The following is a 16,499-nucleotide window of genomic DNA, read 5'->3' as shown; positions in this document are numbered from 1 at the left end:
TGCATTGGTGATAATTTAAAGAGCTAAAGCTAGTAGAACTTACATTTAAAAGACTCCATTTGAATTGAGGCAAGTAAGAGAATCGCGTGAGTCCAGACATGGATGTCTGGCTAGCTTTCGAGGGGAAGGGTCACTCCTTGGCATCCATGCCATCGTGACATTCATAATTCCATTTACTTCAGACACACCATCGTAAGCGTTAGTGATTTTGTAGCTTGCCGAAGCGGACTCAAAATGAAGTTGAAAGCTGGATGATTCTCCGTTGGAAATTTTTCTGTTTAAATTTCGTCGGAGCTGCGGGGCCTAATTCTTTAATAAAGAGTAAAGAGGGAGTCGCAGTTCACTCCCTTTTAGTCTGGTTTGGGCGAAGCGCCACGACTTTGATTTTTAAATGATAACTTCAAAATTTGAAACAAGTTTTAGGGCAAAAACGAGTTACCAGCATCTGCTTTGAAAATAATGATGGGTGTCTTAATTGTTTTAATTGCCTTAGTAAAGCAACCCGCTTCGACGACTTTACTGAAATAGCGTATTGCACATAGATGATCCAACAGGCTTCCCCATCAAATAAATATCTGAGTAATTATCACCCCCATTATTGTCTTTAAAGCAATAGTGATTGGTTTTTTTCCATATATATAACCTGATTAAAACAAGTAATAATTGGTTTAACTTAAACATTGCAACTATGACCTTGTTGCAGCGTGATACAGACTGGACGTTAATTGCGCTTTGCAGGCAAAAGAAACCACCTTCACGTTTATGATGGAAACTTATTTATGATGACTTTGCACGGTTTTGCCGCTAGCAACTATTACAACCTAGTGAAACATGTACTGCTACACAAAGAACTACCGTTTGAAGAAAACCTAATTTACGGTGGTAGTGATGAGTTAATGGCAATTAGTCCTGCCGGCAAGATTCCTGTGGTCACAACGGCTGAAGGCCTTCATATTTCAGAGTCGAGTGTGATTTGTGACTTTATTGAAGAGACCTACCCTGACAGCCCTCTCTACCCTGTCAATGCCACAGAGCGAGCGGTTGTGCGTCAAATTATGAAAATAGCAGAGCTTTATTTTGAACTACCAAGCAGACGACTAATACCTTATGCATTGTCAGGCACCGCAGCGCCGGAAACGGTTAAAGCGGAAGTTCGCCAAGTATTAAACCGTGGAATAACAGCCTTAAGTCGCTTGTGCCAGTTTTCACCTTGGATAGCAGGTGAACAATTCACCATGGCTGACATCTATGTTTATTACGTAAACACCATCGTTAGCGCTTTTGGTTCTAGCCAACTTGATTGGGACATACTTGCAGAGGTGCCTGGTATGAAAGATTGGAACGCTTCAATGAGTCAGTCCGCCATTGCTCAAAGCGTTGAGGCAGATCGCCTGGCAAACATGCCCGAGTTTCTCCAAAAGGTAAAAGCTCAGTTTCAAGCAGCAAATGCTGAATAGTGCTTAGCGATAAAAACAACCAATACTAAAATATTGACTTAAATTAATTACCAACAAATTACGGCCAATACAATCACGTTATTGGTTCAACGAATTTAGTTATTTGCAGGAGCAAAACGGCATGAAAGATACCAACATTCAACTGACTTCAACAATCAGCCAAGATAATAAATTAACCCTGGCTTTAAAAGACATCGAGATGCCACAACCTTCTGCCAATGAAGTGGTTATTCGCATTGAGGCAGCACCATTGAACCCGTCAGATTTAGCCGTTTTGTTCAGTGCTGCTGATATGACAACTGCGGCTGAATCAGGCTCAAAGCAAAGCCCTGTCATTACAGCTGATGTTCCCGCTAAATTCATGCCTGCGGTTAAAACCCGAGTGGGTAAGGCAACTCCAGTTGGCAATGAAGGTGCTGGAACTGTCGTTGCAGCAGGTTCATCGCCTGCGGCGCAAGCATTAATGGGTAAGACTGTTGCAGTCATTGGTGGTGGAACTTATCGTCAATTTATATGCGCTAATGTGCAAAGCTGTTTAGAGTTAAAACAAGGCACTACGGCTAAAGAAGGCGCATCTTCTTTTATTAACCCACTTACCGCATTAGCGATGGTTGAAACCATGCGCGCTGAAGGCCATAAGGCCATCATCCATGCGGCAGCTGCGTCTAACCTTGGTCAAATGTTAAACCGTATTTGTATTGCCGATGGCGTCGATTTAATTAACATCGTACGTAAAGCAGAACAAGAAACGCTGTTGCGTGATATGGGCGCAAAATATGTTGTTAACTCAAGTAGTGATACCTTTCTTGCTGACTTAACTGCAGCAATTATTGAAACGGGTGCAACGATTGCGTTTGACCCCATTGGTGGCGGTCAATTAACCAGTGATATTCTTAACTGTATGGAAGTTGCTGCGGCGCGTGATATGACAGAGCACAGCGTATATGGCTCAGACATTTTCAAACAAGTTTATATTTATGGCGCATTAGACCGTAGACCTATTACGCTAAATCGTAACTTCGGTTTTGCATGGGGTATCAATGGGTTCTTGTTATTCAATGCACTCGGTAAACTAGGAACTAAAACGGTGATTGCGATGCGCCAACGCGTTGCAGAAGAGATCAGCACCACTTTTGCTAGCCACTACACACATGAAGTGTCATTAGCAGAAGTATTAAAATTACAATCGATAGCGTCTTATTCTAAACAAGCGACTGGTGAGAAGTACTTAATTACACCTCAAGGATAATCAGGCATTAACTGATTGAATAAAAGCAGAGGACGATTATAGAACTCTGCTTTTTATTTGGTAAGCTCTCTTTTCTGAGCACGGCACCAATTAGAAAAAGTAGTTAAAATGCCTAGAATTGAAATGTGATGAGCTAATACTCTAGCTTGGAAAGGGACAAACGAGTTACCTGCACCTGCTTTATAATTCATCAGTATTGGCTCTGTTACTGACAGTGATTACTTCAACCTAATCCATTGCTTGGCGTAATAAATGTATAGAATATAAAAATGCACCAACCACATGGTCAATGATGTTCCCAACATCATAATGACATTTCCCAAATCCCTATGGGCCAGATATGAACAAGCGACCTTATCTGCAAATACAACTACGACACGCTGCTTTGTTCATATAAGTTAACAGTCTCTGAAAGTACAAGCCTCTGAAAGTAAAAGTCACTTAAAGTAAAAGCCCTTAAAGTAAAAGCCTCTGAAAGTAAAAGCCCCTTAAAACTCGGCATCACAAATAATCTCCATATTCTACGACCCATTCGGCATCCATGAATCTCTCATCACGCGTCAACTTGGAACATAGTTGCATAATAGTCATTGATTTAACTCTTCACGAATAAATAATCCCTTTTTGCAATTTGCAAAACGCAATAACAAGCATCAAAACCGTGTTGCAAACAGCAATTAACCTCATTGCAAACAGCAAACCATCAAACAAAACCGAAAACTAAAACCGATAAACCCCTGATTCATAACGATATAAAATCTGGCACGCTAACTGCAATATCTAATTACAAGCACAAGAGCGTCATTTCAATCTAGGAGCACGTTATGAAATTTGAATTAAAAGTTGCCCAACATGCCAGCGTAGTGACCCTACCAATCAGAATGTTTATGGCGCACACACCGACTTATAGAGCGGCCCTTATCGATTACATCAATAGAGGTCATACCCGTTTAGTCATTGATATGCAGCACCTTGAATATATCGATTCCAGTGGATTATCTGTGCTGATTTCAGCGCGTAATCAAGCGCTGAACTATCAAGGAAACATTGTTCTCCTTTCACCATCACCCGCAGTGAGATCATTGATTGAATTAACCCGTTTACATCATATTTTTGAAATATTTGAAACTGAAACACTGGCGTTAGATTTTTTACGTCACAGCAGCATTGTTGAAGAGTCTGACTTTGATAAAAGAGTCATCGCCGATTTAGCTAGCTAAATAATGTCAAAGAAATTTGTTCTAAACCGTTCTAAACTCAACGTAAAGGGAATGACGCAATGAAAACGATTAATACATTAATTTCAGTCGCTATGATCGCAAGTTTAACCGCTTGCGTTACCCCTTCGCAGCCAGCACAACAAGACGTTTGTGATTTAGAAAAGCAGTTAACAAGTTGTCATTATTTTGGCCAGCAAACGCCTTATAACAGAAAAGTCAGTGCGGTTACCTCAAACCACACAACCTTTCCTACGGCGCCGATATTTGGCAATAAAGCCATGGTAGTCGATACAGAACAAGCATTGTCATTATCTGTTGGTGATAAAGTTTCAATTAACATTTTGAACGGCGAAGAGTTCAGTAAAGATGTTGAAGTCGATGCCGATGGTAATATTTATCTACCCTACTTACCTGCCATTGCAGCAAAAGGGTTAACCCTTAAACAGTTAAACCAATTAATAAATGACTTATTGATAGATGAAAACTTAATGCTGGCACATGCGGTGCGCATCAGTATTTTACCTATCAGCTGGGCACCGATTGAAATCACCACTTCAGGTGCGGTATTTGAGCCCGGCCAGCATATGATCAATAAAAAACTACCAATAGAATTAAAAGATGACGGTAGCAACTATGCCGGTGATCAGGCGATAAAACGTAGTGTCGGCGCCGCAGTAAAATCTTCAGGTGGTGTTCGCCCTGATGCCGATATTTCAGCGATAAAAGTGATTCGTGATGGGCAGGTTTTCAATATGGATTTACGTGGTATGCTAACAGGTGAAAAAGTACCCAGTATGACATTAATGGCTGGGGATCATGTCCATGTTCCATCAACACATTCTTTTAATGATCAACTCGCTAGACCATCGCAATTGACAGCACCAGGGATTAGGGTATTTATGTCAAACTTAACGCAGCCAGCAAGCTCAAATAGCCAATCAGCGGTTGATCGTGAAGCAACTCGTTTCCCTTATGGTACCCGTTTATTGAATGGCGCCATTGCAGCAAACTGTGTCGGTGGCGCGCAATCAACCAATGCTAGCCGTTACGTCATATTAGTTACTAAAAACCCACTATCTAACCAGATTGATATTGTTGAACGTTCTATTGATGGACTGATTCAAAGTGCATGGAATGATCAATCAAACCCAGTATTACTCCCTGGTGACGGGCTTGCCTGTTATGACTCACGTGTGACCAATATGCGTGAAATTGCCAGAACAGTAACAGAGCTAGTGGTACCAACAACACTTATTGGATGGTTGTAAGGAGTGAGTAATGAGCCGGATTCATGATGAAAAAAAGACTCAGAACAGCACGGATAGCACACCTAGCAACCCGGCCATTGAGCAAGCTATTGCAGCAAGCGCAACTGATTCAGAACAATCAAAAGATAATGGGCACTACACTGCAGATGAAACCGTTGAGCAAACCAGTTTCTCTGAATTAGCCTATCTATACTGGATTAAGCGTGCAACGCTAGAAGGCAGTAAATTAACCCCAAAGCTGCGTAAGCGTCTATACCTTAAAACAGCGTTTGGATCTTTATTGATAATCTGGGTATTTGCAGCCATTTTTATCTACCTTGCGCCAACAAACTATGTCAGTAAATGGGTATTAATTCTGCCTGGGGCTGCAGCGGGTTCATCGCTGAGTTTAGATAGCTTAGGCCAGGCAAGTACATCAAGTATTTCACCTTATATGAGCTCAGCAATTGATCCCCGTGAGAACTATAAAGCGATTTCGATGAGTACCTTGCTGATGGAAAGTGCAGCCCATTACCTTGATCTACCCACATCGGCAATCAATAAACCCAAACTTAAGTTACCAAGCCAAACAGGTTTGATGGAATACAGCGTAAAAGCAGCAACGCCAGAAGCTGCACAAGAGCGCGGCTGGGCAATGTATCGCTCATTACAAAATATCTTAACTGACTTACGCGCAGATGAAATCGGTTTACGTGAGGTTGGCATTAAAAGAGGCCTTAAAAGCTATTCAACTCGCGTAAAAGAAACCCAAAAGCAATTACTTGATTTTCAATCTGAACGCGGTTTAGTCACGCTAGATCAATTTAAAGAGTTGGCGATTACTATCGAGCGATTAAGGCACAGTAAAGTCACCATTTTAGCTGAACTTGAAGGCCTTAATGCCAGTTATATTTTGTATGAAAACCATTTAGGCATTACAGATGCCCAAGCTGCTATTTTATTAAAATTGAACAACGACAAACTATTCCAACAGTTAGTTGAAAAACATAATGCGGCAAACACCCAATATATAGAAAATGCAGGTCGCTTAGGTACAAGGCATCCAGTGTTGGTGTCATTGCAGGCTGAGTTAGATAGTATTTTAAAAAGCATGAAACAACGGTTTAAAATCATTATCGGTTTTCAAGATGATGACTTACTTAACCTGTTAACCCTTAATGATGTCGATGGCCGCGCGGAAATGATGCAAGAATTCATCAGCATTGCATCAAACCGTAACGCGACACAGTCTGAAGTCGACTCATTAACCTCACAGATCAATACCTGGGAGCAACGTCTGCAGCACAGTAATGATGACGCAGCAAAACTTGCCGACTTACAACGAGAACATCAATTAGCCTCTGCAGTATTAACTTCTGCAATGGCAAAAATGGATGTAGGTAAATCGGATATTTATACCGCTTACCCAATGTTGCAATTATTATCAGCGCCCAGCTTGCCATCTTCTCCCGATAAGCTTGCCGTCATTCTTATTGCGTTCGGCGGATTGTGCGCCTCATTCATGTCACTAGTAGGATTATGCATTTTATGGATTCGCAAACCATTACTGCGGAAAATGTTGACGAAAAAATCATCTACAACTGCATAAGTTTTAGTTACTTATTTTGGTTGTTAGGTGCGTTATATGTCATTGCACCAGTGATTGCTTGGATTCTATTTTTACGCTTACTTTATAAAAAACTCGCTCGCCAACCAGCGTCGCGCATTAGCATTAGCCATTATGTTTGGGTGTTGGGCATGTGGGTCATGTTAATCGCATTGGTAGTCGGCCATCTGCAATTTGGCCTTGGTACGGGCAAATTAATAAAATCATCAATCGGTTGGGCTAAAGGCTGGGCGTTACTGGCAATATTTCCACTTATTGGTTGTATGCCTATCAGACCTGAAATCATTTATCGCGCCAGTTGCCGCGTTTGTAAGCATACGGTAATTCTATTCCCTGTATTTGTAATGGCTTGGGCAGTTGGATTACCCAGCACGTTATATGTTTCGCCATTAAGTATTATTGGTGGCCCCGGTCCTGAGTTTTTCAGCGTGAGTTTATACGAAATCGACCCTGGTAGCGGTGTGCCCCGCTGGCGTTTATTCACTCCATGGGCACCTGCTTTAGGCATGTTAGGTAATTTATATTTTATTTTTGCCTTACAAGAGAAAAACCAAAAATGGAAACGATGGGGTCTTGCTGGCAGCCTGCTCATGATTTTAATATCGCAATCACGTTTAGCTATTGCGTGCTATTTAGCCTTAATTGGTTTCTTCGCAACCTTACGTTTTGTTCGCTCTCCTTGGTTGTACCTATTACTCGCTCCTGTCATGTTATTTGTTGGGGTCATCGGTGAATCATTGATAACAAAAATAGAGCAAAGTATTACTGCGGTAAAAGCAGCGCGAGCAGGTTCCACTCGTGTCAGGCAATCATTAGCAGATATCGCTGTTGAGAGATGGATGAACGAAGCCATCTATTTCGGACATGGGATTGTCGAACGTGGGCCTCATATGGTGGAATACATGCCAATTGGCTCTCATCACACTTGGTATGGGTTATTGTTTGTCAAAGGTGTAGTAGGCGCTATTGCATTAGCGATTCCAATGTTAATCACCTTTATTGCTTTGCTAGTAAGGTTATTTACCAATCCATTGGCAAAAGTGGGTATGGCCATTTTAATGCTGCTAGGTTTATACACCTTTGGTGAGAACTTAGAAATTTTAGCTTATTTATTTTGGCCTGGTTTAATCGTACTGGGTATGGCTTTAAGGGCGGAAGAACCAGAAGATGTCTATAACAGAGCGCAAAACCTTGAAGAAGCTTAAAAGCTTCATCCAATATAAAGTGAACACCGCTTGATACTCATCATTTATGATACTCATCATTTATAAAGGTCGCTTAGTTTGATGGATCAAATATTCACTTTTCATCATGAATATTTGATTTGACGAACAGCTAAAAGCAATCAACATAGAACGCCTAACTAAGTGAAAGTATTAGCTAGGCTCGATTATCTATGCTGAGCAAATTATAGAATAGTTAATACCTGCTCTTTTGCTAAGCGTGATTTAGGTAACTTAGCATTGTAATCTTCTTCGCTATGATGATAACCAATTGCCAGCGCCACCTCACATTCAAATCCACCGAGTTCTTCGGCAAATATTTGATTAATCATTGCACTATCAACCCCTTCCATTGTGGTTGAGTCAATCCCTAAACGCGCCAATACATGTAACGTATTACCAAGCGCTAAATAGGTTTGCGATTTAGTCCAAGCAGCATTATTACCCTGCTCGTCAGTATTTAAGTCAACAAAAGCAAAACCACCAAATGCAGCCTCTCTATCTTCAGGCTTGGTACGATTATCTACAATCCCTTTATCAACAACTTGTGCATAATCATCACGGGTATAGTGCGGGTTATGGGCAAACAAAATTACATGGGAACAAGCCTTGATATGAGGCTGATTAAACTGGAATTTATTAGCAAAAGTATCATGCATTCTTTGCTTTGCTGCATCACTTTCAATCACAATAAATTTCCAAGGCTGTGAGTTAATTGACGATGCAGATAAACGCATCGCTTCATATATCACTGCTAAATCATCTGCTGAAACGCGCTTGATTGGATCGTAACGCTTTGCTGTGTAACGGCTACTTAAATCATTAATAATTGGATGGGTCATAATTTGCTCCGTGTCTATCTTGTTGCTTCATAATTCGTTATTTATTTTAAGGCTTGGGTTTAAACGCTTTGAGTTTAAAGGATTTGGGCTTTACCGCTCATAGCTTTAGAAATACCGGCTTGATAATTAACGCCATTTGATTGAACAACCCATGCTCGCGAACTGCTCTTCAGGGCCTTTACCTGTATCTGCAATCATTCGCATCGCATTGAATAATTCTGGGGTACGATGGTTGCTGTCAGCCATTTTTGCATCGTCTAATCGACCTCGATATTGCAACTCACCTGCACTATTGAACCCAAAGAAATCAGGCGTACATACTGCATTGTATTGCTGGCCAACACGTTGATTTTCATCAACGAGATATGGAAATGTAAAACCATGTTCTTTGGCGAACTGTTTCATGTTTTCTGGAGAATCTGCAGGCACAGCTAAGTAATCGTTAGACATCACAGCTAATACGTTTATGCCTTGCGCCATTAAGTGCCTTGTATCTTCAGCAAGTATAGCCCCTATGCGCTTTACATAAGGGCAGTGATTACAAATAAACATGACTAATAAGCCCTTTTCGCCTAAATGCTCACTCATGGTAAAAGACTCACCGAATGCATCTTTTAATGTGAACTCAGGTGCTTTCCAGCCAAAGTCACAAATTGGGGTATCTAACAACACTGCCTTCTCCTTAAAATCACATTCATGTGGGATTGATATAAATATTAGATTGTTGATTAAATCCCTTAGCGTAATTTAAATAAGCACATACAATCTGTAATATGCAATTAGCTTACGACACTTAAATAAGTGCAATCAGCTAAGTGCATTCGAGCTTAGTACTCTTTTGAGTTAAACAAACTAAAACTAACCTGTTATCGGTGTCGATTAAACAGGTTAATGTTTGAAATACTTTCTCATTTCATTTGATAATCGAGCAAGTTTCTACCGCAATGCCATCTGAGAATGGATGTAATCGCACCATTCAATCGTGTCTCTTTCAGGGACTTCTGTTTGACCTCTAACGCCAAGCTTAAACTCAATCACAGATTTCCATTCTTCAGATCCAATATCTGGTCCGTGCCCTTGCCCATCACCTGTTAGTAATTCCTGTTCAATTTGATTGAAAAATTGCTCATTACAGTGGTGTTCTTGTTTTATTGCAGTATCACTTTGCTCAACTTGTTTGCTAATACCCTCTTTTACTACTGAAGGTTCACTGCAAGCAGATAACAGTGCTGCGCTCACTATCACACCAATAACTAAAGTTTTCATATCACCTCAAAGTCCATCTGATTTGCACTCAATTTAGCTTATCAAGTCCATATTGTTTCAACATTAATCCGAACTATTGGGCTAAAAGCGCCACATCTTATACCAGCTTAAAACGACACTTTTTCGCACTCAAACCATCATGTTTGCATGTTGCAATCTGCAACCGTGCTCTCTCAAATTGCTAAAACAGAAATTAACCAGCATCCACAAATAACATATAACCGATATAAAACAATAACTTAAAAACTGGCACGATAACTGTAATACCTAAGTATCGACGCAGTTTGTATTAAGCTTCAATCAGCAAATTGCAATTCATTAATAAGGGTAGCGGTTATGCAAAACATCACCAAGCTTCAAGTTGAACAGAAGCAATCGCTGAAACAAAAGCTAGCACTTAATGAGATGCTAAGTCATGGCATTCGTTCATTAGGTAAAAACCTTTTGTGGTTAGCGAGCGCACAGTTCAGTGGTCGAGTGGTGAGATTAGGCGCAAGTGTTATTACCGCACGTTTACTTACTCCTGAGATATTCGGTCAAGTTGCCATAGTGCTAACTTTGTTCGAACTAATCTGTACTCCAACAAGACGTATTACCTCAGCTGCGTTAATTCGTATGAATGATGCTGACTTTAGCGATAACTTAGCCAGTGCCAATTCAATTAACTTTGCATCTTGTATTAGTGCATTCGTATTAATGAGCTTAATCAGCTTGCCGTTAGCTTATTACTATCAAGACAGCCAGTTAATACTGCCTATTTTATTTGTCGCGAGCAGTTACTTATTGCTTCCATTTGGCATGCTGTACGCCACCGTAAATTTACGTAACAACAATATGCGTAAAGTCGCTAGCGCTAACCTTTGGCAAACCATTGGTGATGGTGTGTTAACTGCAGTATTAGCGTTAAGTGGTTTTGGTATATGGGCCATTATCATCCCTAAAGTGGTCATGGTATTTGTGTGGATTTACATCCATAAAACTGCAACGCCGTTACCTGTGTTTACCCAAGCAACATCAATAGCGCGTGTAAAAGCATTATTAAACTTCAGCGTACCAGTAAGTTTAAGTGACTTAATCAATACCCTAAGACAGAGCATCGATTATCTGGTCATTGGGTATTTTATGGGAGTTGAAGCACTAGGCGTTTACTTCTTTGCTTATAACGTGAGCTTAGGCGTCAGTTTAGGTTTAGTGCAAAGTTTCGGCACCGCTTTTTACTCACACCTTTGTAGTGATAACGATGATTTAAGTGTGCAATCTGCACAGCAAAAATACCGTAACAGCGTTATTGCAATCACAGCAATTGCAGCGCCAATCATCATCTTACAAACCAGTTTAGCCCCACTGTATGTCCCCTTTGTATACGGTGAGCAATGGTTATCAACTGATGCACTAGCCGTTTTTATTTTCTTATGTTTGAGCGGGTTAGTTCGCCCAATGGCAGAGGCTGCAAGCCAGCTACTACTTGCCAACGGCCATAGTCGCTTAAATTTCAATTTGAATATCGCTATCACCGCTTTGCTAACACTGGTCATCAGTATTGCAAGCCAGTTTGACTTAACCACAGTCGCACTGAGCGTGATGGTGACTTATTTAATCATCATGCCTTGGCTTTGCTGGTACAGCAGCCGCATCTCATTTAGTCAATCAACTGTTAAACACAGTTAAGGAAAACACTATGACTCCAAGAATCTCAGTAGTAATGCCTGTTTATAACGTTGAAAAATTTGTTAAAGCGGCAATCGAGTCTGTACTAAGCCAGACATTTGATAACTTTGAATTATTGATTATTGATGACCGTGGTGATGACCGCAGCATTCAAATTTGTAAGCAGTTTATAGGCGATCCTCGTGTGCATATTATTCGTCATGCAAAGAACAAAGGATTAGCAGCTGCGCGAAATACAGGTATCCGTCATGCGTTAGGTGAGTTCATCGCTTTCATCGACTCTGACGACTTATGGCATTCTGAAAAGTTGGCTCGTCATGTACAGCATTTAGATAATGACAGCCAAATCGGTGTGAGCTTTTCTCGCTCAAGCTTTATCGATTACGACGGTAAATTTATCGATTTTTATCAAATGCCTAAACTGAATGATATCGATGCAGCACACTTACTTTGTCGTAACCCTGTAGGTAATGGCAGTGCGCCAGTCATTCGCCGCACAACACTTAATGACATCCGTTATCAGTCAATGAGTACAGCTGAACGTTATAGCTGTTATTTCGATGAAACCTTCCGTCAATCAGAAGATATTGAATGTTGGTTACGCATTGCTGCTACGACATCGTGGAAAATCGAAGGTTTACCAGAGCCTTTAACCTATTACCGCTTAAATCATGGCGGCTTATCAGCTAACTTACTGAAGCAGTACGCATCATGGGAAAAGATGATTGAAAAAGCGCGAGACTTTGCCCCGACATTACTCGCACGTCATGAAAAAGCCGCTAGAGCGTATCAATTACGCTACCTTGCAAGACAAGCGATTCGTTTAGGTGATGGTAAAGCAGCAGTTGAATTAGTGAATAAAGCGATTGCAACATCACCAAGTATTTTACAGGCTGAAACAGGTCGTACAGTGACCACTTTAGTTGCTGCATATGCACAATGGATAATGCCAGCCTGGGGTTATATCGTAATCGAGGGAGTGGGACAAAAATGCATTAGTATCATACAAAAAATGCGTATATCCCGTGACGGTGTCACCAATGAGTTCATGCAAGATAATAAGTTTTAATCTACTTCATGATAAATAACTTATTAATAAAAACCTGTATTCACTATCCTAAAAATGACTTTGCAGTGTGGTTCGCATTCTGCAAAGTCAGTGTTTAACCTGAAAAACTCATTTTAAAAACCTTCAACAGAATCACATATAACCCCATAAAATCAGTTAATTAAAAACATTGGAACACTTCCTGCTATATCAAGGTATCTGATTAAAAAGCATTATTGTGAGGCTGCCGATGAAAACAACACACTTAGATAAAAACCAAGATAACCCACCTATCGCTATTTTAATATTTGATTGGGTCATCGCGCTATACATGATGATTATCGTCAGTCCAATTTTAGTGTTCAAAACTTTAATGCTAGCTTGTTCAAAACAGCCAGTATTTGAAACCCTTTACATTCACTCTGATAACAAAGAAGTGCCTATCTATCGTTTTTCTCAAGGTCGATTTAAATCATTACCTTTGTTTTACAGTGTTTTAAAAGGCGATATTGGTTTACTAGGCAGTGCGTTTGAGTACGCTGTGTTTGAATCAAGCCAAGACAACAGCCGTCCAGGAATGTTATCGGTTGAGCAAATGCAACGTCGTATGGGGATCCAACATATCGATTCAGGTTCACAAGCATCATCGGGTTTAATTCATTACATCATTAATATTCTTAAGTGTTTATTCAGCAAACTGGTCGTTGTCTCTACTCAGCTTAATTACCCCGCTCAATTTAATTTATTAGGGGTGAATATCGATAACAACACCATGAGCGAAAGTGTGGATTTACTTATTCGTTCTGCTCAATCAACAACCACAAAACAATTTGCCTTTGTAAATGCGGATTGCCTTAACCTTGCAGCAACTAATAAAGATTACCGCAATACCGTAAATCAGTGTGACCAAGTTTTTGCAGATGGTAGCGGAATACGTATCGCCTGTCAGTTACATCATATTGGCCTTAAAGATAACGTTAATGGCACTGATATGTTACCGCTGTTGTGTGAGCAAGCGGCTAAGCAAGGTATAAAAATATTCTTCTTAGGCGGTCAAAACGGCACAACTGATGAAGCGGCTGCCAACCTTCGCAAACAGTTCCCTAACCTTGAAGTGGTTGGTTGTCATCACGGTTATCTAAATAAAGAAAATGAACAACAAGTGATTGAGCAAATAAACCAGTCCGGAGCTCAGATTTTGCTAGTTGGTATGGGCGCACCAAAACAGGACCAATGGATTCATGATCATAAAGCTGAGCTGAATACTGGCGTAGCTATTGGTGTCGGTGGATTGTTTGATTTCTTTGCTAATAACGTATCAAGAGCACCCGTTGCCCTAAGACAAGTGGGTATGGAGTGGATTTGGCGTTTAGGCCAAGAGCCAACACGAATGTGGAAGCGATATGTTATCGGTAATCCATTATTTCTTGCTCGTGTATTAAAGCAAAAACGTTCAAGTAATATGCCTGTGCACTTTGCGAATACAAGCAGCGCGAATACAAGCAGCGCTAATTCAAACCACTCTACTAAAACTAAACAATCACAGCCGGTGCTATCGGGGTTAGGCCAAACCAACACACAGAATAAACGTCGTTGGTATTTCTTTGGCATCAAATGTGGTCAATTTGCAAAACGCACATTTGATATTGTGGCCGCTAGCATTTTGCTAATCGTATTAGCACCGTTATTCATGTTCACTGCGTTAAGTATTCGTATTGAGTCGAAAGGTGCGATCTTTTTTTCACAGGTACGAAGTGGCCGAAATAACCAACCTTTTACCATGTGGAAGTTTCGCTCAATGTATATTGATGCTGAAGAAAGACTAGAAAAAATCAAACAAAACAATGAAATGCAAGGTGGCGTCTTATTTAAAATGAAAAAAGACCCACGTATTACCACCATAGGTAAGCTCATCCGCAAAGCGTCTATTGATGAGTTGCCACAGCTTTGGAACGTGTTAATTGGCGATATGTCATTAGTTGGCCCAAGACCTGCACTACCTAATGAAGTAAGCCAATATCAACTAAGTGACCGTCGCAGATTGGGAGTTAAACCTGGTATTACCTGCATTTGGCAAGTAAGCGGACGTTCAGATATTCCTTTTGATAAGCAAGTAGAACTAGATATTGATTACATCTACAAGCAATCACTAAGAGAAGATATCAGCTTGTTATTGAAAACCATTCCAGCAGTACTTTTGGCGCGTGGCGCCTACTAGGAGATGTTATGCAGGCTATCGTATTTGCAAACAGAAACGGAAATGAATTAACCCCTTTAGATCAACACTATTGCCCAGCTTTGTTGCCTGTCGCTAATAAAGCCTTAGTGGAATATACCCTAGAGGATTTAGCTTCTGCAGGAGTGACAAATGTAAAAATGGTTATCAGCCACGACGCTATAAAAATTGAATCGCAAATAGGTAATGGTGAACAATGGGGCTTAAACATTGATTACTTTTTAAGTAAGCCAGAAGAACACGTTAACAGTGTGCTATCACGTATGAGTATTGATAAAACCGCACAAGCATTAGTTGTACGTGGTGATATGTTACGTAGTCCTTGTTTAGCGCGTTTCATTGAATTCTCACGCTTAATGCCATCAAAGTTTGTACATGCAAAAATGGCGCAGCGTAACCCTGCAATGATGATGCTACCTGCTGGCTGGAAGCATAACCAATTATTAAATTGGCCATTAGAAACGACCGAAGTTGATCATACAAACAGTGTGGCACAGGTACTTCATGGGGAGTGCTTTTATATTGATAGCCTAGCAGCGTATGTAGCCGCTTCAAATTATGTGATAAATAGTCAGGATTTTTGTGTTAAAGGCCGCACAATTAATACCAATCAGCCACAGAGTTGTTTAGTGGTTGAAGCTCAGTGTCAGCTACCTGATTTATCAGAAACCGATGTATTTGGCGCTATTGGTGAATACACCAAAGTATCCAGTAAGGCACAACTTTCTCAGGGCATTGTGGTAGGTGAATATTGTTTTATTGAAGATAGCCAAATCCAAAATAGCATTATCTTACCTAACACCTATGTCGGGCCTCAATTAAGTGTTGAAAACAAAATTATCTCACAAGATCTCATTATTGATCCGCAAACCAACAGTTGGAGCAAAGTTGAAGATCAAAGCTTAATAGCAAAGTCGACTCAAGAAGCCACTAACTACAACGGCATTTTTCAGCGTGCAGTATTAATGTTCCTATACCTTTTATTATCGCCTTTGTTAATCAGCCTTTTCTTAGGTTCATTAATACTAAAACCCAAAAAACCTATCGTATCTGAGACCGTAATTAATAACGAACAACAAGCCGTAAAGGCGCATAAATTCAATATTGATAGTCCTGGTTTTGCTTTATTACCGCAGATTTGGCTAGTGATTAAAGGCGACTTGAACCTGTTTGGCGCTTCAACTAAATACCAAAGTAAAGCTGATGATTCAACGACCTATGGCGTATACGGCCCAGTACAACTTAACTTTGATGAATCAACCCCGATTGAAGAAGTGAAAATGGTTGAGATGGAATTTGAGCAATCTAAAAAGCCATTGTATCTAGTGAACATGTTGAAAAAACAATTTGATAAGTCCAATCCCGCAATTGAAATGAAAAGCTAACAACAACTTATTGATATAAATCGACTCACAT

The 16,499-nt window shown here is 40.4% G+C and carries 13 protein-coding genes; 10 read left to right on the top strand and 3 right to left on the bottom strand.

From position 1 onward, the window contains the following. Positions 1-779: 779 nt before the first annotated feature. The 6 genes from L2737_RS02770 (at position 780) to L2737_RS02745 (ending at position 8,005) form a co-directional block, all read left to right on the top strand. Entirely contained in the window at positions 780-1,457 is a 678-nt protein-coding gene (locus L2737_RS02770) for a glutathione S-transferase family protein (RefSeq protein WP_248954692.1), read from the top strand. Between the two features lie 121 nt (positions 1,458-1,578). Then, the gene (locus tag L2737_RS02765) at positions 1,579-2,706 is read left to right on the top strand and encodes a zinc-binding dehydrogenase (protein ID WP_248954691.1); all 1,128 of its coding nucleotides are present in this window, start codon (positions 1,579-1,581) and stop codon (positions 2,704-2,706) included. A gap of 824 nt (positions 2,707-3,530) precedes the next feature. Continuing rightward, positions 3,531-3,926 (top strand): STAS domain-containing protein, encoded by a 396-nt coding sequence (locus tag L2737_RS02760; RefSeq protein ID WP_102527913.1) that lies wholly within the window; start codon positions 3,531-3,533, stop codon positions 3,924-3,926. 59 nt (positions 3,927-3,985) lie between these two features. Next, on the top strand, positions 3,986-5,194 hold the full coding sequence (locus tag L2737_RS02755) for a polysaccharide biosynthesis/export family protein (protein WP_102527912.1): 1,209 nt from the start codon (positions 3,986-3,988) through the stop codon (positions 5,192-5,194). 10 nt (positions 5,195-5,204) lie between these two features. Further along, positions 5,205-6,782, top strand: coding sequence for a GumC family protein (locus tag L2737_RS02750; protein ID WP_248954689.1), 1,578 nt, complete (start codon positions 5,205-5,207; stop codon positions 6,780-6,782). Then, the gene (locus L2737_RS02745; protein WP_248954688.1) at positions 6,722-8,005 is read left to right on the top strand and encodes an O-antigen ligase domain-containing protein; all 1,284 of its coding nucleotides are present in this window, start codon (positions 6,722-6,724) and stop codon (positions 8,003-8,005) included. Before L2737_RS02750 ends, L2737_RS02745 begins: the two co-directional genes overlap by 61 nt. 203 nt (positions 8,006-8,208) lie before the next feature. Here L2737_RS02745 and L2737_RS02740 read toward each other — a convergent pair whose 3' ends face one another. The 3 genes from L2737_RS02740 to L2737_RS02730 all read right to left on the bottom strand — a co-directional run bounded on the left by L2737_RS02740 (position 8,209) and on the right by L2737_RS02730 (position 10,131). Further along, positions 8,209-8,865, bottom strand: a complete 657-nt coding sequence (locus L2737_RS02740; RefSeq protein ID WP_248954687.1) for a nitroreductase family protein — start codon at positions 8,863-8,865, stop codon at positions 8,209-8,211. Positions 8,866-8,991: 126 nt separating this feature from the next. Further along, positions 8,992-9,537 (bottom strand): thioredoxin family protein, encoded by a 546-nt coding sequence (locus L2737_RS02735; protein ID WP_248954686.1) that lies wholly within the window; start codon positions 9,535-9,537, stop codon positions 8,992-8,994. Between the two features lie 264 nt (positions 9,538-9,801). Further along, complete coding sequence (locus tag L2737_RS02730) at positions 9,802-10,131, bottom strand: hypothetical protein (RefSeq protein WP_248954685.1); 330 nt, start codon at positions 10,129-10,131, stop codon at positions 9,802-9,804. Between the two features lie 336 nt (positions 10,132-10,467). Between L2737_RS02730 and L2737_RS02725 the strand changes: the two genes are divergently transcribed. From L2737_RS02725 to L2737_RS02710, 4 genes are all read left to right on the top strand, one after another. Beyond that, entirely contained in the window at positions 10,468-11,799 is a 1,332-nt protein-coding gene (locus L2737_RS02725) for an oligosaccharide flippase family protein (RefSeq protein WP_248954684.1), read from the top strand. Between the two features lie 10 nt (positions 11,800-11,809). Further along, positions 11,810-12,868, top strand: a complete 1,059-nt coding sequence (locus L2737_RS02720) for a glycosyltransferase (RefSeq protein WP_102527906.1) — start codon at positions 11,810-11,812, stop codon at positions 12,866-12,868. A gap of 229 nt (positions 12,869-13,097) precedes the next feature. Then, positions 13,098-15,065, top strand: a complete 1,968-nt coding sequence (locus L2737_RS02715; protein ID WP_248954683.1) for a WecB/TagA/CpsF family glycosyltransferase — start codon at positions 13,098-13,100, stop codon at positions 15,063-15,065. Positions 15,066-15,073: 8 nt separating this feature from the next. Beyond that, positions 15,074-16,468, top strand: a complete 1,395-nt coding sequence (locus tag L2737_RS02710) for a sugar phosphate nucleotidyltransferase (protein WP_248954682.1) — start codon at positions 15,074-15,076, stop codon at positions 16,466-16,468. Positions 16,469-16,499 lie beyond the last annotated feature (31 nt).

The sequence above is a fragment of the Shewanella electrodiphila genome (assembly GCF_023283985.1).
GTDB lineage: Bacteria > Pseudomonadota > Gammaproteobacteria > Enterobacterales > Shewanellaceae > Shewanella > Shewanella electrodiphila.
The sequence above is the reverse complement of the archived record's forward strand: the minus strand, read 5'-3'. Positions and strand labels throughout refer to the sequence as shown.

Excerpts from the sequence above, each read along its gene's own strand:
- L2737_RS02770 (WP_248954692.1), top strand. The coding sequence starts at position 780 with ATGATGACTTTGCACGGTTTTGCCGCTAGCAACTATTACAACCTAGTG.
- L2737_RS02765 (WP_248954691.1), top strand. The coding sequence starts at position 1,579 with ATGAAAGATACCAACATTCAACTGACTTCAACAATCAGCCAAGATAAT.
- L2737_RS02760 (WP_102527913.1), top strand. The coding sequence starts at position 3,531 with ATGAAATTTGAATTAAAAGTTGCCCAACATGCCAGCGTAGTGACCCTA.
- L2737_RS02755 (WP_102527912.1), top strand. The coding sequence starts at position 3,986 with ATGAAAACGATTAATACATTAATTTCAGTCGCTATGATCGCAAGTTTA.
- L2737_RS02750 (WP_248954689.1), top strand. The coding sequence starts at position 5,205 with ATGAGCCGGATTCATGATGAAAAAAAGACTCAGAACAGCACGGATAGC.
- L2737_RS02745 (WP_248954688.1), top strand. The coding sequence starts at position 6,722 with ATGGATTCGCAAACCATTACTGCGGAAAATGTTGACGAAAAAATCATC.
- L2737_RS02740 (WP_248954687.1), bottom strand. The coding sequence starts at position 8,865 with ATGACCCATCCAATTATTAATGATTTAAGTAGCCGTTACACAGCAAAG.
- L2737_RS02730 (WP_248954685.1), bottom strand. The coding sequence starts at position 10,131 with ATGAAAACTTTAGTTATTGGTGTGATAGTGAGCGCAGCACTGTTATCT.
- L2737_RS02725 (WP_248954684.1), top strand. The coding sequence starts at position 10,468 with ATGCAAAACATCACCAAGCTTCAAGTTGAACAGAAGCAATCGCTGAAA.
- L2737_RS02720 (WP_102527906.1), top strand. The coding sequence starts at position 11,810 with ATGACTCCAAGAATCTCAGTAGTAATGCCTGTTTATAACGTTGAAAAA.
- L2737_RS02715 (WP_248954683.1), top strand. The coding sequence starts at position 13,098 with ATGAAAACAACACACTTAGATAAAAACCAAGATAACCCACCTATCGCT.
- L2737_RS02710 (WP_248954682.1), top strand. The coding sequence starts at position 15,074 with ATGCAGGCTATCGTATTTGCAAACAGAAACGGAAATGAATTAACCCCT.